The organism is Streptomyces changanensis (assembly GCF_024600715.1).
Taxonomy (GTDB): Bacteria; Actinomycetota; Actinomycetes; order Streptomycetales; family Streptomycetaceae; genus Streptomyces; species Streptomyces changanensis.
This window is the reverse complement of record NZ_CP102332.1, coordinates 1,278,814-1,299,506: the sequence shown is the minus strand read 5'-3', so window position 1 is coordinate 1,299,506 and position 20,693 is coordinate 1,278,814. Positions and strand designations below refer to the sequence as shown.

Sequence of the window (20,693 nt, the reverse complement as noted above, 5' to 3'; positions counted from 1 at the left end):
GCCGCCGTGCAGCCCTCCCGGCGGCGGCGCCGGACCCTGCGCGCCGCCGGGCTGGTGCTGTCCCTCGGCGTGCTGGCGCTCATGTGCGTCGCGAGCATCGTCATCGGCGCGAAACCCGTCCCGCTGGGCGACGTCTGGCACGGCCTGTTCCAGAACTCCGGCACCGGCCACGACGTCCTCATCGCCGACGTCCGGCTGCCCCGCACCGGGCTCGGACTCCTCGCCGGCGTCGCGCTCGGCCTCTCCGGCGCCGTGATGCAGGCCCTCACCCGCAACCCGCTCGCCGAGCCCGGCCTCATGGGGGTCAACGCGGGCGCGGCGGCCGCCGTCGTCACCGCGACGAGCTTCCTCGGCACCACCTCCTTCATGGGGTACGTCTGGTTCGCCTTCGCGGGCGCCGCCGTCGTCTCCGTCCTCGTGTACGTGCTCGGCGGCGGGCGCGGCGCCACGCCCGTACGGCTCGCACTCGCCGGCACCGCGGCGACGGCCGCGCTGTACGGGTACGTCAACGCCGTCCAGCTGCTCGACTCCGCCGCGCTGGACCGGCTGCGGTTCTGGACCGTCGGCTCGCTCGCCGGCGCCGACGCGGCCACCCTCGGGGCCGTCGCGCCGTTCATCGCGGCCGGCGTCGTCCTCGCCGCGCTGGTCGCCCGGCCGCTCAACGCCATGGAGATGGGCGACGACGCCGCCCGCGCGCTCGGCGCGCACCTCAACCGGACCCGCCTCCTGGCCATGCTCGCCGTGACGCTGCTGTGCGGGGGCGCCACCGCGGCCTGCGGGCCCATCGTGTTCGTCGGGCTGATGGTGCCGTACCTGGTCCGCGCGATCACCGGACCCGACGTGCGGTGGATCCTGCCGTACGCGGCCGTCCTCTCGCCCGTGCTGCTGCTCGGCTCCGACATCGTCGGCCGGGTCGTCGCCCGGCCCTCGGAGCTCCAGGTCGGCATCGTCACGGCCCTCGTCGGCGGGCCCGTCTTCATCCACCTCGTACGCCGCAAGAGGATGGCCCAGCTGTGACCGCGACCCCCGCACCCCCTTCCGCGCCCGCCGCCCCCGCGCCCACAGCCGCCTCCGGCGCGCCGGCCGCCGCCACGCGGACCGTCCGGGCCGTGCGCACCCGCGGCGGGCTGTCCGTGCGCGTCGAGCCGCGCGCCCTGGCCGTCTGCGTCCTGCTGCTCGCCCTGATCCTGGCCGCCGCGGTCGTCCTCATCGGCAGCGGTGACTTCCCCGTCGCCCCCGCCGACGTCGTCGCCACCCTGCTCGGCGACGGCACGCCAGTCCAGGAGTTCGTCGTCCGGGACCTGCGCCTGCCCCGCGCCCTGGTGGCGGTCCTCGTCGGCGCCGGGCTCGCGATCGGCGGCGCGGTCTTCCAGACCATCACCCGCAACCCGCTCGGCAGCCCCGACATGCTCGGCATCAGCCAGGGCTCCATCGTCGGCGCCCTCGGCGTGATCGTGCTCTTCCAGGGCGACGCCACCGCCGTCGCCGCCGGCGGCCTCGTCGGCGGCGTCCTCACCGGCGCCGCCGTGTACCTCTTCGCGTACAAGCGGGGCGTGCACGGCTTCCGCCTGGTGCTGATCGGCATCGGCGCCGCCGCGATGCTCACCGCCGTCATCCACTACCTGATCACCAAGGCGAACCTGGTCGACGCCACCCGCGCCGTGGTGTGGATGACCGGTTCCCTGGAGGGCCGGGACTGGACCCAGTTCTGGCCGCTCCTCGCGGTCAGCGCGGTCCTCGTGCCCGTCGTCCTCGCGTACGGGCGGCCGCTGCGGATGCTGGAGATGGGCGACGACGCGGCGTACGCGCTGGGCGTGCGGGTCGAGCGGGTGCGCATGGTGCTGCTGGTCTCGGCGGTGCTGCTCGTCGCGTCGGCGACGGCCGCGGCCGGGCCGATCGTCTTCGTCGCGCTCAGCGCGCCGCAGCTGGCCCGCCGGCTCACCCGGTCACCCGGACCCAACCTGGCGGCGTCCGCCCTCATGGGCGCGGCCGTGCTGCTCGTCGCCGACCTCGTCGCGACCAACGCCTTCGGCGAGCGCCGGCTGCCCGTCGGCGTCGTCACCGGCGTCGTCGGCGGCGCCTACCTGCTGTGGCTCCTGGTCTCCGAGCGCCGGGCAGGCCGGATATGACCCCCTCGAACGACCAGAACGCCAGGAGTACCCCCATGGAGCGCCAGCGCCTCAGCGCGGAGTCGGTCACCCTCGCCTACGAGCAGCGGACCATCGCCCGCGACCTGTCCGTCGAGATCCCCGACAACTCCTTCACGGTGATCGTCGGCCCGAACGCCTGCGGCAAGTCCACGCTCCTGCGTGCCCTGGCGCGGATGCTGAAGCCCGCCAGCGGGCAGGTGCTGCTGGACGGGCAGGCCATCCACTCCATGCCCGCGAAGAAGGTGGCGCGGACGCTGGGACTGCTCCCGCAGTCGTCGATCGCGCCCGACGGCATCACCGTCGCCGACCTCGTCGCCCGCGGCCGCTACCCGCACCAGGGGCTGCTGCGGCAGTGGTCCCCCGAGGACGAGCGGATCGTCCGCGAGTCGATGGACGCCACCGGCGTGGGCGAGCTGGGCGACCGGTACGTCGACGAGCTGTCCGGCGGGCAGCGCCAGCGCGTGTGGATCGCGATGGCCCTCGCCCAGCAGACGCCGCTGCTGCTGCTCGACGAGCCGACCACCTACCTCGACATCCAGCACCAGATCGACGTCCTCGACCTGTGCGCGGAACTGCACGAGACGCAGGGCCGCACCCTGGTCGCCGTCCTCCACGACCTCAACCACGCCGCCCGGTACGCCACGCACCTCATCGCGGTGCGCGGTGGTGAGGTCGTGGCCGAGGGGCCGCCGTCCGAGATCGTCACCGCCGAGCTCGTCGAGCGGGTCTTCGGGCTGCGCTGCCAGGTCATCGACGACCCGGAGACGGGCACGCCCCTCGTGGTGCCGGCGGCCCGCAAGGCGCGGGCGCTCGCCCGGAGCTGACTTCGTGGCCGGCCCGGAGCCGGCCGCGGGGTGTGCCGCTCCGAGGCCGGCCGCGGGGCGTGCCCGGAAGCCGGCCGCGCGCCCGGACCCGGAGCGCGCGGTCCGCCGCCGGCCCGCCGGCCGGTGGGGCGGGAGCGTACGCCGGCCACCGCCACCGGCCGGGTGCGGGCGCTTCGCGGTAGCGTCGGGGCATGGACGACGCCAGTGCCGCCGAGCCGCAGACCCCCGTGGCCCCCGAGCCACCCGCCGTCCCCGGCGGGGAGCCCGCCGGGCCGACGCCGCTCGGCGTGGGCCGGACCGCCACCGGACACGCGGCGGTGGACGCCCTCCTGGAGCGGCTCGGTGACGCCGACCACCTCCCGGCGGACGGACACCTGGAGGTGTACGAGGATGTACACCGGGGGTTGCGCGACACGCTGACCGCGCTGGACGCGCACCCCCGGCCGGGATCGCCGAACGAGCACAGGAGCTGAACCGAACGTGGCAGGAGTGGCACGCCGCCGACTCGACGCCGAGCTTGTACGCCGCAAGCTCGCCCGCTCGCGCGAACACGCGAGCCAGCTGATCGCGGCGGGGCGGGTGACCGTCGGCGGCGCCACCGCGTCCAAGCCGGCCACCCAGGTCGAGACGGCCGCGGCCATCGTGGTCGCCGCCGACGACTCCGACCCGGAGTACGTGTCCCGCGGCGGCCACAAGCTCGCCGGGGCGTTCGCGGCGTTCGTCCCGCTCGGACTGCGCGTCGAGGGCCGGCGGGCGCTCGACGCCGGCGCGTCCACCGGCGGCTTCACCGACGTGCTGCTGCGTGCCGGCGCCGCGCACGTCGTCGCCGTCGACGTCGGCTACGGCCAACTCGCCTGGTCCCTGCAGAGCGATGAACGCGTCACCGTCAAGGACCGTACGAACGTGCGGGAGCTGACGCTCGACACGATCGGGGGCGAGGCGGTGGACCTGGTGGTCGGAGACCTGTCCTTCATCCCGCTCGGCCTCGTCCTGCCCGCGCTCGCCGGCGTCAGCGCGCCCGACGCCGACCTCGTCCTGATGGTCAAGCCGCAGTTCGAGGTCGGCAAGGAGCGCCTCGGCAGCGGCGGCGTGGTGCGCAGCCCCGAGCTGCGCGCCGAGGCCGTGCGGAACGTCGCCCGGCAGGCCGCCGGACTCGGGCTCGGCGTCCTCGGCGTCACCGCGAGCCCCCTGCCCGGCCCGTCGGGCAACGTCGAGTACTTCCTGTGGCTGCGGGCCGGCGCGCCCGCGCTCGATCCGGCGGACGTCGACCGCGCCGTGGCGGAGGGACCCCGTTGAACACCCGACCGAACACCCCGCCGAGCACCTCACCGAGCACCGCACCCCGCACCGTCTTCCTGCTCGCCCACACCGGCCGTCCGGCCGCCGTGCGCAGCGCGGAGCTCGTCGTCCTGGGCCTGCTGCGCAGCGGCATCGGCGTACGGGTGCTGGCCGCCGAGGCGGCCGACCTGCCGCTCCCGCCGTCCGTGGAGACCGTCCCGGAGGCCACCCCCGACGTCCTGGACGGCTGCGAGCTGCTGATCGTGCTCGGCGGCGACGGGACGCTGCTGCGGGGCGCCGAGTTCGCCCGGGCGTCCGGCGTGCCGATGCTCGGCGTCAACCTCGGGCGCGTCGGGTTCCTCGCCGAGGCCGAGCGCGACGACCTCGACAAGGTCGTGGACCGCGTCGTCACCCGCGCCTACGAGGTCGAGGAGCGCATGACCCTCGACGTCGCCGTCTACAACAACGGCGACCTCCTGCACACCAACTGGGCGCTGAACGAGGCCGCCGTCCAGAAGGTCGCGCCCGAGCGGATGCTGGAGGTCGTCCTCGCCATCGACGGGCGACCCGTCACCGGATTCGGGTGCGACGGCGTGATCTGCGCGACCCCCACGGGCTCCACGGCGTACGCCTTCTCCGCGGGCGGACCGGTGATCTGGCCCGAGGTGGAGGCGCTGCTGATGGTCCCGATCGGCGCGCACGCCCTGTTCGCCAAACCGCTCGTCACGACGCCGGACTCGGTGCTCGCGGTCGAGGTCGAGCCGCACACCCCGGACGGCGTGCTGTGGTGCGACGGGCGGCGCACCGTCACGCTCCCCGCCGGGGCGCGTGTCGAGGTCCGGCGGGGGTCCGTGCCCGTGCGGCTCGCCCGGCTCCACCACGCGTCGTTCTCGGACCGGCTCGTCGCCAAGTTCGCCCTGCCCGTCTCCGGCTGGCGCGGGGCCCCGCGCTAGCGCCGGCGCTCCCTCCCGGCGGCCCCGACGGCCCCCGGCGGCCCGCGCCGGGTCAACGCCCCGCCGCCCGGCGTGCGGCCCGTCACGCCCCCGCCGACCAGTGGCTTCGCCCCGCCGACCGGGGTGGCGTCGCACGGGACCGGGAAAACCTCGTATGGTCAGGGGCGTGTTGGAGGAGATGCGCATACGGTCGCTCGGGGTCATCGACGACGCGGTGGTCGAGCTGTCGCCCGGGTTCACCGCGGTGACCGGTGAGACGGGCGCGGGCAAGACCATGGTCGTCACGAGCCTGGGGCTGCTGCTCGGCGGCCGCGCCGATCCGGCCCTGGTACGGATCGGCGCCGGGTCCGCCGTCGTCGAGGGACGCGTCGGCGTCGCCCCCGGCACCGCCGTGGCCCGGCGGGCCGAGGAGGCGGGCGCCGAGCTGGACGACGGCGCGCTGCTCATCAGCCGCACCGTCTCGGCCGAGGGCCGCTCCCGGGCGCACCTCGGCGGCCGCAGCGTGCCCGTCGGGCTCCTCGCGGAGCTCGCCGACGACCTCGTCGCCGTCCACGGCCAGACCGACCAGCAGGGACTGCTCAAGCCCGCCCGGCAGCGCGGCGCGCTCGACCGGTACGCCGGGGAGGCCGTCGCCGCCCCGCTCGCCGCGTACACCGGCGCGTACCGGCGGCTGCGGGCCCTCGACGCCGAGCTTGACGAGCTGACCACCCGGGCCCGGGAACGCGCCCAGGAGGCCGACCTGCTGCGGTTCGGGCTCGCCGAGATCGAGGCCGTCGCGCCGCGCCCCGGCGAGGACACCGAACTCTCCGCCGAGGCCGAGCGCCTCGGACACGCCGAGGCACTCGCCTCCGCGGCCGCGCTCGCGCACCGCGCCCTCGCCGGCGACCCCGAGGACCCGGAGGCGGTCGACGCGACCACCCTCGTCGGCGGTGCGGGGCGCGCCCTGGAGGCCGTGCGCGCCCACGACCCGGCGCTCGCCGCGCTCGCCGACCGGATCGGGGAGATCGCGATCCTTGTCGCCGACGTCGCCGGCGAGCTCGCCGGGTACGCCGACGACCTGGACGCCGACCCGCGGCGGCTGGCCGCCGTCGAGGAGCGGCGCGCCGCGCTGACCGCCCTCACCCGCAAGTACGGCGAGGACGTCGCCGCCGTGCTCACGTGGGCGGAGGAGGGCGCCGCCCGGCTCACCGAGCTGGACGGCGACGACGACCGGATCGGCGAGCTGACGGCCGAGCGGGACGCCCTGCGCGACGAGCTGTCCCGGCTCGCCCAGACCCTCACCGACGCCCGGACGGAGGCGGCCGCGCGGTTCGCCGACGCCGTCACCGCCGAGCTGGCCTCCCTCGCCATGCCGCACGCGCGCGTGTCGTTCGCCATCCGGCAGACCGAGGACCCCGAGGGGATCGAGGTCGGCGGGCGCCGCGTCGCGTACGGGCCGTCCGGCGCCGACGAGGTCGAGCTGCTGCTCGCCCCGCACCCGGGGGCCCCGCCGCGGCCCATCGCCAAGGGCGCCTCGGGCGGTGAGCTGTCCCGGGTCATGCTCGCCGTCGAGGTCGTCTTCGCCGGGACCGACCCGGTGCCGACCTACCTGTTCGACGAGGTCGACGCGGGCGTCGGCGGCAAGGCGGCCGTCGAGATCGGGCGGCGCCTGGCCAAGCTCGCCCGGTCGGCGCAGGTCGTCGTGGTCACCCACCTGCCGCAGGTCGCGGCCTTCGCCGACCGGCAGCTGCTGGTGGAGAAGACGCACGACGGGACGGTCACCCGCTCCGGCGTCACCGTCCTGGAGGGCGAGGACCGGGTGCGCGAGCTGTCGCGGATGCTCGCCGGGCAGGAGGACTCCCAGACGGCCCGGGCCCACGCCGAGGAGCTCCTCGCGACGGCGCGGGCGGACGTCTGACACCGCCGGGGTTCCCGCGGGCGGACGTCCCGGACCCCCTGGGCCGCTGCGGGCGGCGGCCCCGATAAGGTGCCGGTCGTGATCGGGAACCTCACGAGGGCCGCCGTCGCGTGCGGGACGGCCGCCGCCGCGGCCCGGGCCGTCGGCGCGGTGCTGCGGCGCCGGCGCCGGCCCGCCTGGGAGCGGACCAACCACGCCGGCCGCACCGTCGACCTGTACGCCGGTCCCGCCGTGGCCGCCGGCACCGCCGTCGGCGCCGCCCTCGGCGCGGTGACGCGCCGGGAGCGGGGCGCCGTCCTGCTGGCGACGCTCGCCGGCGCGGCCTGCGGGGCGTACGACGACGTCCGCGGCGACCACCGGCGCGGGTTTTGCGCCCACCTCGGCGCGCTGCGCGACGGCGAGGTCACCAGCGGGGCCGTCAAACTGTTCGGGATCGGCGCCGCCGGACTCGCCGCGGGCGCGTTGCTGAAGGACCGTCCGCTCGACAAGGTCCTCGCCGGCGTCGTCGTCGCGGGCAGTGCACATCTGGTCAACCTCGTGGACGTGCGCCCCGGGCGGGCCGCGCTCACCGCCATCGCCCTCGGGACGCCCGGAGTGGCGCGCGGCCTGCCGTTCGCCGCCGCCCCGCTGGGCGCCGCCGCCGCGGTGCTCGCCGACGACCTGGGGGAGCGGACGATGCTCGGGGACGCCGGCGCGCACGCACTGGGCGCCGCCCTGGGCACGGCCGTGGCCGCCGCCAACGGGCGGCCCGGGCTGGTCCTGCACGCCGTCGCGCTCGTCGCGGCCGCTGCCGACGGCGATGCCGTCAGCCGGCGTGCACGCTCACCCATGTGAGTGAACCCGAGGTGCGGGCTCACGCCGTCGTGCGCCGGAAAGTGGCGCGATGCGGCGGGCCCCCTCCGAGCGCCGGTGCCGGAACGTGCGTACGGACTGGCATCCTTGGCGCGTGACACAGCTGCGTACGGTCCAAGTGCTGGGCGGCGGCAGCGCGGGCAGCAGCGCTCATGTCCGATCACTGGCCGCCGGGCTGGTGGCCAGGGGCGTGCGGGTGACCGTGTGCGCCCCCGCGGAGCTGGACCACGACTACGACTTCCTCGGCGCGGGGGCGCGCTTCGTCCCCGTGCCGCGCCGCAGCGACCCCCTCGCCGTCGGTGCGCTGCGGGCCGCCTGCGCGGGCGCCGACGTCGTCCACGCGCACGGGGTCCACGCGGCGGTACGGACCGGGATGGCCCTCGCCGCCCAGCCGGTGCCGCTCGTCGTCACCTGGCACTCCCGGCCGCGGGCCGAGGGGGCCCGTGCGCAGCTCGTCGGATTCATGGAACGCAAGGCCGTCCGCGCGGCGGCCGTGGTGCTGGCCACGTCGTCGGAGCTGGTCGACCGGGCGCGGCGCAGGGGTGCCCGCGACGCCCGCCTGGGGCCGGTCACCCTGCCGCCGCCGAGCGGGCTCGCCGACCTGCCGGGGGAGAAGGCGCGGGCCGAACTGGGCGCCCTGGACCGGCCGCTGGTCGTGACCGCCGGGCCGCTGGAGCCGTACCGGGGCCACGACACGCTGTTCGACGCGTCGCGGCGGTGGCTCGGCCACGATCCCGTGCCGCTCGTGGCCGTCGCCGGCGACGGCTCCCGGCGGCCCGCGCTCCAGCGCCGCGTCGACGTCGAGGGCCTGCCCGTGCGGCTCCTCGGCCCCCGCGAGGACGTCACCGCGTTGCTGGCCGGGTCGGACGTCGCCGTGCTGGCCGGGCGCTGGGAGGCGCGGGCACCGCTGGCCCAGGAGGCGTTGCGGCTCGGCGTGCCCCTGGTGGCGACGGCGGTGGGCGGCGTACCGGAACTGGTCGGCGACGCGGCGGAACTGGTCCCGTACGCGGACGCCGTGGCGCTCGCCGCGGCCGTGTCCCGCCTGCTCACCGACCCGGCGCGGCACGCCGCGCTCGCGGCGGCGGGCCCCCGCCAGGCCGCGACGTGGCCCACCGAGGACGAGACGATCGCCCAGGTCCTCAGCGTCTACGACGAACTCTGCCCCCGCCGCACGCCCCGCGGACACGGGAGCGGGCATGGCGGCGGCCACGGGGACGGCGACGCCTGAGCCGCCGTACGGGCGCACCGCGGGCGGGAATCCCCGTCCGGGGCAGCCGGGGCAGCCGGGGCCGGGGCAGGGCCCGGTCAGGGGGTGTGGCGGCGGGCCCGCAGGGCGAGCGACAGGACCAGGACGGTCTGCGGGTCGTCCAGGTCCGTACCGAGCAGCTCCGCGATGCGGGCGAGGCGGTTGTACAGCGTCTGGCGGTTCAGGTGCAGTTCCCGAGCCGTCTCCGCCTTGCGCCCGGCGTGCGCCAGGTACGTCTCCAGCGTCGGCAGCAGCGGGCTGCGGGAGGCCGCGTCATGGGCCCGCAGCGGCCCGATCGCCCGGTCCACGAACGCGGCCAGCGCCGCCCCGTCGTGCCGGTGCAGCCGCCACAGCAGCAGGTCGATGTCGAGGCGCCGCGCGTCGTGCCAGGGCCGCTCGGGCAGGCCCTGCGCGGCGGCGGCCGTCTCCGCGGCGTGCCGCAGCCCGGCGGACGCCGCCGCCCAGCCGCCCGCCACGCCCACTACGACGGCCGGGGGGTGGCCGTCGGAGCGGTCCAGTCCGGCGCGCTCCGCACCGGCGCGCAGCGCGGCGGCCACCCGGTCGGCCACCGCCGTGCGCTCGGCCTCGTCCCGCAGCCCCAGCAGCAGCGGCACCCGCCCCTCCACCGGGCGCACCCCCACCAGGACCGGCACCCCGACCCGCGACAGCTCGTCGGTCACCGCCCGGGCCAGCAGCGCCCAGCCGCCGGCGGGGGAGTGCCCGGCGGTCAGCCGCATGACGACCGGCAGCAGCGGCCCGTCACCCGGCCGGAACCCGAGCACCCGGGCCCGCGCCGGCGCGTCCTCCGCCGGGATCCGCCCCTCCGCCAGGTCCGTCAGGAAGTCCCCGCGTCCCCGGGCGGCCAGCTCCTCCTCCTGCCGGGCCTGCATCAGCACGACGGCGAGGATGCCCGCCGCGCGCTCCGCCGCCATCCGGTGGACCGGCAGCAGCAGCCCCGCCACGGGCAGCAGCACCAGCCGGGCCCGCACCCCGCCCGGCCCCGGTCCGCCGACCGGCCCGCCACCCGGCACGTCGACCAGCACCGAACCGGCGGGCAGCTCACCGCCGCGCTGCCCGCGCAACCCCTCCCACACCTGCAACGGGTCGGCGCACGGCGTGCCCCCGTCGCCCTCGGCGGCGTACAGCAGCCGGCCGTCGGCGGCCTCCAGGAACACCGGGTTGCCCGCGAAGGCGGCCAGGATGCGCAGTACGTGGGGTACGCCGCCACCCGCGAGGAGCGCCTCCGTGCACCGCCGGTGCACCTCCTCGGCCCGCCGCAGCAGCGCGTAGTGGCCGTTGACGATCTCGGTGTGGACCTCCTCCGTCACCGAGACGAACGGCACCTCCCGGTGCAGCTGGACCAGCGGCATCCCGGCCGCCCGCGCGCTCTCCACGACCGCCACGGGCAGCCGGGGGAAGCGCGCCCCGAGCTCCACGACCAGCGCGGCGATCCCGCGTTCCGCCAGCCGCCGCACGAACGCCCGCTGGTCGGCCGGGCGCGTCCCGATGCCGATGCCGGTCGTCAGCAGCAGCTCGCCGCCCTTGAGCAGCGACGCGATGTTCGGCACCTCGCCGGCGTGCACCCACCGGACCGTGCGGTGCAGCCGGTCGGCGCCCGCGACCACCTCGGGGAGCCCGCCGCGCAGCCCCGGCAGCTCCAGCGCCCGGCGCACGGTGATACCGCCCTGTTCCTCCATGGGGCCGGACGCTACCCGCGCCGGTGCCGCCACGGCAGCACCGGCGGGTGACGGTCCGTACCGGGCCGCGGCAACTCGCCGCGGGCGCCCGCCTCTTGACGGGGCCCGGTCGGATGTGTCGTACGTCACTCCCCAAACGTGCCGACGGCCCGCCCCGGAGCGTGAACCGCCCCCGGGACGGGCCTCGCCAGGAGCGGGCCGACCGTCGTACGGGCCGGCGCCCGTCATGTGGTGCGGGCCGGCGCCCGCCCTGCCGGCCCCTGGACGCCGTACGCGCCGCCGACCGCCGTACGCGCCGCCGACCGCCCTACGCGCCGGCGTCCGCCCTGCGGGCCGTCAGCCGCCGTACGCGCCGCTCGCGGTCAGCCGCAGCGCCGTGTCGATCAGCGGCACGTGGCTGAACGCCTGCGGGAAGTTCCCGACCTGGCGCTGGAGCCGCGGGTCCCACTCCTCCGCGAGCAGCCCGAGGTCGTTGCGCAGCGCGAGGAGCTTCTCGAAGAGCTTGCGGGCCTCGTCGACCCGGCCGATCATCGCCAGGTCGTCCGCCATCCAGAACGAGCAGGCGAGGAACGCGCCCTCGTCGCCCGGCAGGCCGTCCACGCCCTCGTCGGAGCCCTGCGTCGGGTAGCGCAGGATGAAGCCGTCCTCCGTGGACAGCTCCCGCTGGATCGCCTCGATCGTGCCGATGACCCGCTTGTCGTCCGGCGGCAGGAAGCCCACCTGAGGGATGAGCAGCAGCGACGCGTCCAGCTCCTTGGAGCCGTACGACTGGGTGAAGGTGTTGCGCTCCGGGTCGTAGCCCTTCTCGCACACGTCCCGGTGGATCTCGTCGCGCAGCTCGCGCCAGCGGTCCAGCGGCCCGTCGGCGTCGCCCGACTCGATCAGCTTGATCGTGCGGTCGACGGCGACCCACGCCATGACCTTGGAGTGGACGAAGTGGCGGCGCGGGCCGCGCACCTCCCAGATGCCCTCGTCGGGCTCGGTCCAGTGCTTCTCCAGGTAGTTGATCAGCTTCAGCTGGAGGAGCGAGGCGTAGTCGTTGCGGGCCAGGCCGGTCATGTGGGCCAGGTGCAGGGCCTCGGTGACCTCGCCGTACACGTCCAGCTGGAGCTGGGCCGCGGCGCCGTTGCCGACGCGGACCGGGGCGGAGCCCTCGTAGCCGGGCAGCCAGTCCAGCTCGGCCTCGCCGAGCTCACGCTCGCCCGCGATGCCGTACATGATCTGGAGGTTCTCGGGGTCGCCGGCGACCGCGCGCAGCAGCCACTCGCGCCAGGCGCGGGCCTCCTCGCGGTAGCCGGTGCGCAGCAGCGAGGAGAGCGTGATGGCGGCGTCCCGCAGCCAGGTGTAGCGGTAGTCCCAGTTCCGCACGCCGCCGATGTCCTCCGGCAGGGAGGTCGTCGGCGCCGCGACGATGCCGCCGGTCGGGGCGTACGTCAGGGCCTTCAGCGTGATCAGCGAGCGGATCACGGCCTCGCGGTAGGGACCGCGGTAGGTGCAGTGGTCGACCCACTCCCGCCAGAAGTCGCTCGTCGCCACCAGGGCCGCCTCGGGGTCCGGCAGCGGCGGCTGCGCGTGGTGCGAGGGCTGCCAGCTGATGGTGAAGGCGACCCGCTCACCGGGCGTGATGGTGAAGTCGGAGTACGTCGTGAGGTTCTCGCCGTGCGTCTCGCAGGCCGTGTCCAGCCACACCGAGTCAGGGCCGGCGACGGCGACCGTGCGGTTGTCGACCTTGTGGACCCACGGCACGACGCGGCCGTAGCTGAACCGCATCCGCAGCGACGAGCGCATCTTCACGCGGCCGCTGACGCCCTCGACGATCCGCACCAGCTGCGGCGCGCCGTCGCGGGGCGGCATGAAGTCCGTGATGCGGACGGTGCCGCGCGGTGTGTCCCACTCGGACTCGAGGATGAGCGAGTCGCCGCGGTAGTGGCGGCGGTCGGCGGCCGGGGGTTCGGCGCCCTCGGCGGGCACCGGACCGATCCGCCAGAATCCGTGCTCCTCGGTCCCGAGGATTCCTGCGAAGACGGCATGCGAGTCGAAGCGGGGCAGGCACAGCCAGTCGGCCGTGCCGTCCCGGCAGACCAGGGCAGCGGTCTGCATGTCTCCGATGAGTGCGTAGTCCTCGATGCGCCCGGCCACGTGCAATCTCCAGTCGAACGGCCACGTTCGCCCCGCGGGGCGCTTACTGGGGTCAGGGTCAAGGATCGTTGGCGCGAGGGTTCCCGGGCGACGGGCGGGGGTGGTGCCGTATGCGGGCCTGACTCGGCAACGGGTGTCCGAGCAGGATACGACGCGCCCGGGATCTCCGTGTGATCTTCCTGGTTGTGGGTGGTGGGGCGGATGCCTGAACGAATGAGCCAGTACCCCGCTGTGCGCATCCATGCGGATCGGCGCGCGGTCATCTGTCCGCCGTCCGCTCCGCACACACCCGCACCCAGCCGAACGGTACCGAACAATGGCCGGTTCATGGGCGCCGCGCGGCCGGAACGCGGTCCTCCTCCGGCGCTGATACCCTGGTAGCCCGTGGACCGGTGGGCGCCGCAGAACCAATCGGCGGCCCCCGATACCGCAGCGACGGCACCCCCGGAGACCTCGGGTTTCTTCCCTCGGTCCTCCGGATCGGACGCCGGTACGCACCTCCAGACCGCGACCACGGGAGCCCCCTCTTGGCCATGCCGCCCAAATCCACGACGACCAAGCACATCTTCGTCACCGGGGGTGTCGCGTCCTCCCTCGGCAAGGGCCTGACCGCCTCCAGCCTGGGTGCGCTCCTCAAGGCCCGGGGCCTTCGGGTCACGATGCAGAAGCTCGACCCGTACCTCAACGTCGACCCGGGCACGATGAACCCCTTCCAGCACGGTGAGGTGTTCGTCACCAACGACGGCGCCGAGACCGACCTGGACATCGGCCACTACGAGCGGTTCCTCGACGTCGACCTCGACGGCTCGGCCAACGTCACCACCGGCCAGGTCTACAGCCAGGTCATCGCCAAGGAGCGGCGCGGCGAGTACCTCGGCGACACCGTCCAGGTCATCCCGCACATCACCAACGAGATCAAGCACCGCATCCGCCGCATGGCCACCGACGACGTCGACGTCGTGATCACGGAGGTCGGCGGCACCGTCGGCGACATCGAGTCGCTGCCGTTCCTGGAGACGGTCCGCCAGGTCCGCCACGAGGTCGGCCGGGACAACGTCTTCGTCGTGCACATCTCGCTGCTGCCCTACATCGGCCCCTCGGGCGAGCTGAAGACCAAGCCCACCCAGCACTCCGTCGCCGCCCTGCGCAACATCGGCATCCAGCCCGACGCGATCGTGCTGCGCGCCGACCGCGACGTGCCCACGGCCATCAAGCGCAAGATCTCACTCATGTGCGACGTCGACGAGGCGGCCGTGGTGGCGGCCATCGACGCCAAGTCGATCTACGACATCCCGAAGGTGCTGCACACCGAGGGCCTCGACGCGTACGTCGTGCGCAAGCTCGACCTGCCGTTCCGCGACGTCGACTGGACGACGTGGGACGACCTGCTGGACCGCGTGCACAACCCCGACCACGAGGTCACGGTCGCGCTCGTCGGCAAGTACATCGACCTGCCCGACGCCTACCTGTCGGTGACGGAGGCCATGCGCGCCGGCGGCTTCGCCAACAAGGCCCGCGTCAAGGTCAAGTGGGTCACCTCCGACGACTGCAAGACCGAGGCCGGCGCCGCCCAGCAGCTCGGCGACGTCGACGCGATCGTCATCCCCGGCGGCTTCGGCGAGCGGGGCGTCAACGGCAAGGTCGGCGCGATCCGGTACGCCCGCGAGAACCGCGTCCCGCTGCTCGGCCTCTGCCTCGGCCTGCAGTGCATCGTCATCGAGGCCGCGCGCAACCTCGCCGGCATCACCGACGCGAACTCCACCGAGTTCGACGCCGCGACCTCCCACCCCGTCATCTCGACGATGGAGGAGCAGCTGGCGTACGTCGAGGGCGCGGGCGACCTCGGCGGCACCATGCGCCTGGGCCTGTACCCGGCGAAGCTCGCCGAGGGCTCCGTCGTCCGCGAGGCCTACGGCGACCAGCCGTACGTCGACGAGCGCCACCGCCACCGCTACGAGGTGAACAACGCCTACCGCGCGGAGCTGGAGAAGAAGGCGGGCATCGTCTTCTCCGGCACCTCCCCGGACAACAAGCTCGTCGAGTACGTCGAGTACCCGCGCGAGGTGCACCCCTACCTCGTCGCCACGCAGGCCCACCCCGAGCTGCGGTCCCGGCCGACCCGGCCGCACCCGCTCTTCGCGGGCCTGGTGAAGGCGGCCGTGGAGCGCAAGACGGGCAAGTGACGCGCTAGCGATACGGTTGACCGGGGTACGGGCCTGATCAGGGCACGTGCCCCGGTTTTTCGTGTACGCCCGTGTACGAGGGAGGACGTCTTCCATGACCATCCAGGACACGCCCGAAGAGTGGCGGGTCACCGCGACCTCGACCCCCTTCCGGGGCAACAAGACCAGTGTCCGCACCGACGACGTGGTCATGCCGGACGGCACGGTCGTGGGCCGCGACTACCAGGTCCACCCCGGTTCGGTCGCCGTCCTCGCCCTCGACGACGAGGACCGCGTCCTCGTGCTGCGCCAGTACCGCCATCCCGTCCGCCACAAGCTCTGGGAGATCCCGGCGGGCCTGCTGGACGTCCCCGGCGAGAACCCCCTGCACGCAGCCCAGCGCGAGCTGTACGAGGAGGCCCACGTCAAGGCGGAGGAGTGGCACGTCCTCACCGACGTGTACACCACGCCGGGCGGCTGCGACGAGGCGGTACGCGTCTTCCTCGCCCGCGGGCTGTCCGAGGCGGAGGGCGTCCGCTTCGAGGTCGCCGAGGAGGAGGCCGACATGGAGCTGGCCCGCGTACCGCTGACCGAGCTCGCGCGCGGGGTGCTCGCGGGCGAGCTCCACAACAACTGCCTCGTCGTCGGTGTCCTGTCGGTCCTGGCTGCCCGTGCGGGTGACGGCTTCGAGGCGCTGCGGCCCGCCGAGGCGCCGTGGCCGGCCCGGCCCTTCCCCGCGTGACGCGTGGCATCAGTGTGACGATCAGTTGATCCGATCGGGCGATGTACGGGCCGTGCCCAGCACCGCGGGCACCCGGCGCTGAACTACGCTCGGAGCACCCGCTCGGGGACCCGGCGGGACCAGCTCGTGCGCAGGCGGACGGGAGCGTGACCCGTGACGGATCAGGCGGTGAACATCGGCGGAGCCGAGCGGCCCGGGAAGGCCGGCGCCACGCCGCCGGACGCCGGACGCCGCGCCCTCCCCGACGCGCCGCCCGCCCCGGCCCCCATGACGCGGGGCGAACCCGCGCCACGGGCCGACGCCACGGGTCCGTCCGGTGCCACGGGTCCGTCCGGGCCGTCCGGGCCGTCCGGGGCCTCCGGGGTCCCCGGGGTCACCGAGCCGTCCAGGTCCTTCGCGGTGTCCCGCCCCACGGGGCAGACGGCCCCCTCCGGGCCCACCGGACAGTGCGGCCCCGCAGGTCCCTCCCACCCCACCGGCTCCTCCCGGTCCACGGTCTCCGGTCCTGCCCGCGCCCCCCGTTCCGCCACCCCTGACGGCGTCCCCCTCCCCGAATCGGCCCGCCCCAGCGCCGGCCGCCCGGCGCCGGGGCGTCCGGGGTCGGCGTCGGGGAGGGCGGGCGCCGGCCGCCCCGATCCCGGCCATCCCGCCGCCGCGCCGGAGCCCGGTCGTCCCGGAAGCGGGCAGCCCGAGGAGGGTCGCCCCGGTACCGCCTTCCCCGAGCCGGGCCGCCCTGTGACGCGCCGCCCCGAAGCCCCCGGCGCCCGAAGGGACCGGTCCGAGCCCCCCCGCCCTGGCGTCGGCCGCTCGGAGTCGCCCTGTCCCGGCGTCGGCGGCCGCCCGGAGTCGGACCGTCCCGGTGCCGGCCGCTCGGAGTCGGACCGTCCCGGCGCCGACGGCCCGGACTCGTACCGTCCCGGCGTCGGCGGCCCGGAGTCGGACCGTCCCAGCGCCGACCGTCTGGAGTCGCACAGTCCCAGCGTCGGCCGCTCCGAGTCGGACCGTCCCGGCGCCCGCCGCCCGGAGGCGGACCGTCCCAGCGTCGGCCGCCCGGAGGCGGACCGCCCCGGCGTCGGCAGCTCCGAGTCGGGCCGTCCCGACGCCCGCCGCCTGGGGCCGGACTGCCCCAGCGCCAGCCGCCCGGAGTCGGACCGGCCCGAGAGGGGGCGCCTTCGGGGCGGCCGCCCCGAGTCAGGTGGGTTCGGGGCAGGGCGCTTCGAGTCGGGCCGTCCGGGCGCCGGGGGTTTCGAGCCGTCGCGCCCCGACGGCGGGCCCTTCGAGCCGGGCCGCCCGGGTGCCGGGCCCGCCCCGGCCCGCCCGGCGCCCGGGCAGGCCGGGGCGCCGCGGTTCCTCGGGCGGGAGCGGGAGATGAAGGCGCTGCGGGCGGACATCTCGCGCGCGGGCCTGGACACGCTGGCCGGGCGCAAGGCGCCCCGCGCCCGGATCCTGCTCATCGCCGGGCGGCCCGGCTCCGGCCGTACCGCGCTCGCCGAGGAGCTGGCGCGGGACCTCGCGCGCGGCTACCCCGACGGCGTCCTGCGGGCCCGGCTGAGCGAGCCGGGCGGGGAACCCGTGCCGGTGGAGCGCGTCGCCCGGGGCCTGCTGGAGGACCTGGGCCTCGTCGCACCCGCCGGGGCCGACGAGGACGAGGTCGGGGACCTGCTGCGGGCGACCCTGCGGGACCGCCGCGTCCTGCTCCTGCTGGACGACGCGGCCGACGCCGAGCAGGTGGACGCGCTGCTGCCGGAGAACCCCCGCTGCCTCGTCGTCGCCGTCGCCCGGGGCCCCCTCACCGGCATCCCGGACGTCCGCCCCTGCACCGTGGGCGGCCTGGACGTGAAGGCCGCCGTGGAACTGCTGGACGGGTACGCGGGCTCCGTCCGCATCACCGTCGACCCGCAGGCCGCCGAGACGCTCACCGAGCTGTGCGCGGGCCAGCCCGCCGCCCTCCTCCTCGCGGGCGGCTGGCTCGCCGCCCACCCGGGCGCCTCCGTCGCGGACCTCGCCAAGCGGCTGCGGTCCGTCCCGCACGACGACGGTCGGCCGGTGGCCCTCCGCCCCCTCGCCGGGGCCTTCCGCCTCGCCTACGAGGCGCTGCCCGCGTCGGGGGCCCGCGGCCTGCGCCTGCTCGCCCTGGCGCCGCTGGGCCTGGCCGACCCGCAGACCCTGTCGGCGCTGGCCGGGTGCTCGGTGTCGAGCGCCGCGTCGATGCTGGAGGGGTTCACGGCGCGCGGCCTCGTGCGGCGGGCGCACGACGGGCAGTACGAGCTGCCCGGCTGCCTGGTGCCCTTCCTGCGGGAGCGGCTCGACGCCGAGGACCGGCCCGCCGAGGTGCAGCTGGCCCGCGCGCGCATGCTGGAGCGGACCGTACGGCTCCTCCACTCCTGCCGTGCGGTCACCGAGCCGGAGGGGTCGCCCGCCCGCCGCCGCCTCGCCGGGTTGCCCCGCGCCCTGCGCTTCCCCCACCGCGCGGCCGCCGCCGAGTGGCTGGGCCTGCGCGAACCGGTCCTGCTGGCCTCCGCGCGCGTCGCCGTCGCCGACGGGGAGCTGGACACCCTGGCCAGGCGCCTGATCGCCGCCCTGGTCCGGGCCCTCGCCGCGCACCGGGGCACCGAGGACGCGGCGCCCCAGCTGTACGGCCTGCACCAGCTGGTCCTGGGGGTGGCCGAGCGGCGGGGCCTGCACCGGGAGCGCGCCGCCGCCCTGCTGAACCTCGCCGACCTGGACGCCGGCACCGGCCGTACCCGGGACGCGCTGGTCCGCTACCGGGAGGCGCTGGACGCCGGCCGGCTGGCGAACGACCCGTACGCGACCGGCCGCGCCATGGAATCCGTAGGCGGCGCCCACCAGGAGCTGGGCGACTGGCAGCGGGCCGCCGACTGGTACGGCCGGGCCCTCGCCCAGCGCCTCGCCCGCGACGAGCGGGCCGACCAGGCGCGGCTGTACGGCAGGCTCGGCGCCGTCCACACGTACGCGGGCCGCTACGGCGAGGCGCTGCGCAACTGGCGTGCGGCGGCGGCCGGTTACCGGCGACTGGGCGATGTCCCGGGCCACGCGCGGGCGTTGAGCGAGGCGGCCAGGGTGCAGGAGTACGCGGGCCGGCCCCAGGAGTCCCTGCGCACCTGCGAGGAGGCGGTGGAGTGGGCGCGCCGCGCCGGGGACGTCCGGCTCCACGCGGCGCTGCGGCTACGGCTGGCCGACACCCTCGACCGGCTCGGCGACCCGGCCGCGGCCCGGCTGCACCGCACGGCGGCCGAGGGGCTCCTCGGGCCCGGCGGACTCGCCGCCCCGACGGGGCCCGCAGGTCAGGGCGGTCCTGGCAACCTCGGGGAGCCCGCACCCCCAGCCTGCGAAATCCGTAGTGGTTCCGAAAAAAATTAATGCTTTGTAAGGCTAGACACGGGGAAGTCCTTCATTAGACTGGGTCCGCTGCGATTAACCGCGGTGTGCCCTGCTGCGTCCTGGTACGCGCGGGTATGTATCGCTGTAGAGCGCTTCACCCCCAATACCCCTGAGTCAAGGACCGTGATCGACGATGAAGGTCGGCATCCCCCGCGAGGTCAAGAACAACGAGTTCCGCGTGGCCATCACCCCCGCCGGCGTGCACGAGCTCGTCCGCAACGGCCATGAGGTCGTCGTCGAGCAGAACGCCGGTGCCGGCTCCTCGATCACGGACGCCGAGTACGTGGCCGCCGGCGCGCGGATCCTCCCCACCGCCGACGAGGTCTGGGCCACCGCCGACCTGCTGCTGAAGGTCAAGGAGCCCATCGCCGAGGAGTACCACCGCCTCCGCAAGGACCAGACCCTCTTCACCTACCTGCACCTCGCCGCGTCCCGCGAGTGCACGGACGCCCTGCTGGAGTCCGGCACCACCGCCATCGCGTACGAGACGGTCGAGCTCGCCAACCGCGCGCTGCCGCTGCTCGCCCCGATGTCCGAGGTCGCGGGCCGGCTGGCCCCGCAGGTCGGCGCCTACCACCTGATGCGCGCGGCCGGCGGCCGCGGTGTGCTGCCGGGCGGCGTCCCGGGCGTCACCCCCGCCAAGGCCGTCGTCATCGGCGGCGGCGTCTCCGGCTGGAACGCCACGCAGATCGCCGTCGGCATGGGCTTCGACGTCACCCTGCTCGACCGCGACATCAACAAGCTGCGCGAGGCCGACAAGATCTTCGGTACGAAGGTCAAGGCGGTGATGTCCAACTCCTTCGAGCTGGAGAAGGCCGTCCTCGACGCCGACCTCGTCATCGGCGCCGTCCTCATCCCGGGTGCCAAGGCCCCGAAGCTGGTCACCAACGAGCTGGTGTCCCGGATGAAGCCCGGAAGTGTCCTTGTCGACATCGCGATCGACCAGGGCGGCTGCTTCGAGGACTCCCGCCCCACCACGCATGCCGAGCCGACCTTCCCGGTGCACGGCTCGGTCTTCTACTGCGTCGCCAACATGCCGGGCGCGGTGCCCAACACCTCCACCAACGCCCTGACGAACGCCACGCTGCCGTACATCGTCTCGCTCGCCAACAACGGCTGGGTCGAGGCGCTGCGCCGCGACCCCGCGCTGGCCAGGGGCCTCAACACCCACGACGGCAAGGTCGTCTACCGGGAGGTCGCCGAGGCGCACGGCCTCGACCACGTCGAGATCGACACGCTCATCGGCTGACGTCCCGGCCGAACTCCCCGCCGCCCCCCACCACCCCGCCCGGTCCGCCCCGGCGGGTCGGCGCGGCGGGGTCAACGGAGGTCGTCAACCTCACGCACCCGG

General features: G+C 75.7%; 15 protein-coding genes and 1 pseudogene. 13 read left to right on the top strand and 3 right to left on the bottom strand.

The genetic code is table 11. The features are described 5' to 3' along the window. Window positions 1-81: 81 nt before the first annotated feature. The 9 genes from NRO40_RS05725 (at window position 82) to NRO40_RS05685 (ending at window position 9,182) form a co-directional block, all read left to right on the top strand. On the top strand, window positions 82-1,017 hold the full coding sequence (locus NRO40_RS05725) for a FecCD family ABC transporter permease (RefSeq protein WP_107115207.1): 936 nt from the start codon (window positions 82-84) through the stop codon (window positions 1,015-1,017). After that, window positions 1,014-2,129, top strand: coding sequence for a FecCD family ABC transporter permease (locus tag NRO40_RS05720; protein ID WP_079047398.1), 1,116 nt, complete (start codon window positions 1,014-1,016; stop codon window positions 2,127-2,129). Before NRO40_RS05725 ends, NRO40_RS05720 begins: the two co-directional genes overlap by 4 nt. After that, the gene (locus NRO40_RS05715) at window positions 2,126-2,974 is read left to right on the top strand and encodes an ABC transporter ATP-binding protein (RefSeq protein WP_058944426.1); all 849 of its coding nucleotides are present in this window, start codon (window positions 2,126-2,128) and stop codon (window positions 2,972-2,974) included. Before NRO40_RS05720 ends, NRO40_RS05715 begins: the two co-directional genes overlap by 4 nt. A gap of 191 nt (window positions 2,975-3,165) precedes the next feature. After that, window positions 3,166-3,447, top strand: coding sequence for a hypothetical protein (locus NRO40_RS05710; RefSeq protein WP_058944425.1), 282 nt, complete (start codon window positions 3,166-3,168; stop codon window positions 3,445-3,447). Window positions 3,448-3,454: 7 nt separating this feature from the next. Next, a complete protein-coding gene (locus NRO40_RS05705) occupies window positions 3,455-4,270 on the top strand; it encodes a TlyA family RNA methyltransferase (RefSeq protein WP_058944424.1) in 816 nt (271 codons plus the stop codon). After that, a complete protein-coding gene (locus NRO40_RS05700; RefSeq protein WP_058944423.1) occupies window positions 4,267-5,205 on the top strand; it encodes an NAD kinase in 939 nt (312 codons plus the stop codon). The genes NRO40_RS05705 and NRO40_RS05700 overlap by 4 nt, the downstream gene beginning before the upstream one ends. A 154-nt stretch (window positions 5,206-5,359) precedes the next feature. Beyond that, the gene (gene recN / locus NRO40_RS05695) at window positions 5,360-7,102 is read left to right on the top strand and encodes a DNA repair protein RecN (protein WP_058944422.1); all 1,743 of its coding nucleotides are present in this window, start codon (window positions 5,360-5,362) and stop codon (window positions 7,100-7,102) included. A 78-nt stretch (window positions 7,103-7,180) separates the two neighbouring features. Next, window positions 7,181-7,936 carry a hypothetical protein gene (locus NRO40_RS05690; RefSeq protein WP_058944421.1) on the top strand — a complete coding sequence of 252 codons (756 nt, stop codon included), beginning with the start codon at window positions 7,181-7,183 and terminating at the stop codon, window positions 7,934-7,936. A gap of 112 nt (window positions 7,937-8,048) precedes the next feature. Then, window positions 8,049-9,182, top strand: a complete 1,134-nt coding sequence (locus NRO40_RS05685) for a glycosyltransferase family 4 protein (RefSeq protein ID WP_079047397.1) — start codon at window positions 8,049-8,051, stop codon at window positions 9,180-9,182. Window positions 9,183-9,259: 77 nt separating this feature from the next. Here NRO40_RS05685 and NRO40_RS05680 read toward each other — a convergent pair whose 3' ends face one another. Both NRO40_RS05680 and NRO40_RS05675 read right to left on the bottom strand, forming a co-directional pair. Next, window positions 9,260-10,897, bottom strand: coding sequence for a PucR family transcriptional regulator (locus NRO40_RS05680; protein ID WP_058944420.1), 1,638 nt, complete (start codon window positions 10,895-10,897; stop codon window positions 9,260-9,262). Between the two features lie 336 nt (window positions 10,898-11,233). Then, window positions 11,234-13,036: a glycoside hydrolase family 15 protein gene (locus NRO40_RS05675; protein WP_058944419.1), complete on the bottom strand. Its 1,803-nt coding sequence runs from the start codon at window positions 13,034-13,036 to the stop codon at window positions 11,234-11,236. A gap of 533 nt (window positions 13,037-13,569) precedes the next feature. On the opposite strand from NRO40_RS05675, the gene NRO40_RS05670 reads away from it, so the two are divergent. Both NRO40_RS05670 and NRO40_RS05665 read left to right on the top strand, forming a co-directional pair. Beyond that, window positions 13,570-15,219 carry a CTP synthase gene (locus tag NRO40_RS05670; RefSeq protein WP_058944418.1) on the top strand — a complete coding sequence of 550 codons (1,650 nt, stop codon included), beginning with the start codon at window positions 13,570-13,572 and terminating at the stop codon, window positions 15,217-15,219. A 94-nt stretch (window positions 15,220-15,313) separates the two neighbouring features. Beyond that, window positions 15,314-15,940: an NUDIX domain-containing protein gene (locus NRO40_RS05665; RefSeq protein WP_058944417.1), complete on the top strand. Its 627-nt coding sequence runs from the start codon at window positions 15,314-15,316 to the stop codon at window positions 15,938-15,940. 21 nt (window positions 15,941-15,961) lie between these two features. On the opposite strand, the pseudogene NRO40_RS30735 reads toward NRO40_RS05665, so the two are convergent. Next, window positions 15,962-17,029 (bottom strand): annotated as a pseudogene (locus tag NRO40_RS30735) (hypothetical protein); the annotation flags it as partial. Window positions 17,030-17,308: 279 nt separating this feature from the next. Between NRO40_RS30735 and NRO40_RS05660 the strand changes: the two are divergent. Together NRO40_RS05660 and ald are read left to right on the top strand one after the other, a co-directional pair. Continuing rightward, window positions 17,309-19,321, top strand: a complete 2,013-nt coding sequence (locus NRO40_RS05660; protein WP_058944429.1) for a tetratricopeptide repeat protein — start codon at window positions 17,309-17,311, stop codon at window positions 19,319-19,321. A gap of 154 nt (window positions 19,322-19,475) precedes the next feature. Further along, window positions 19,476-20,591, top strand: a complete 1,116-nt coding sequence (gene ald / locus NRO40_RS05655; protein WP_058944415.1) for an alanine dehydrogenase — start codon at window positions 19,476-19,478, stop codon at window positions 20,589-20,591. Window positions 20,592-20,693: the final 102 nt, after the last annotated feature.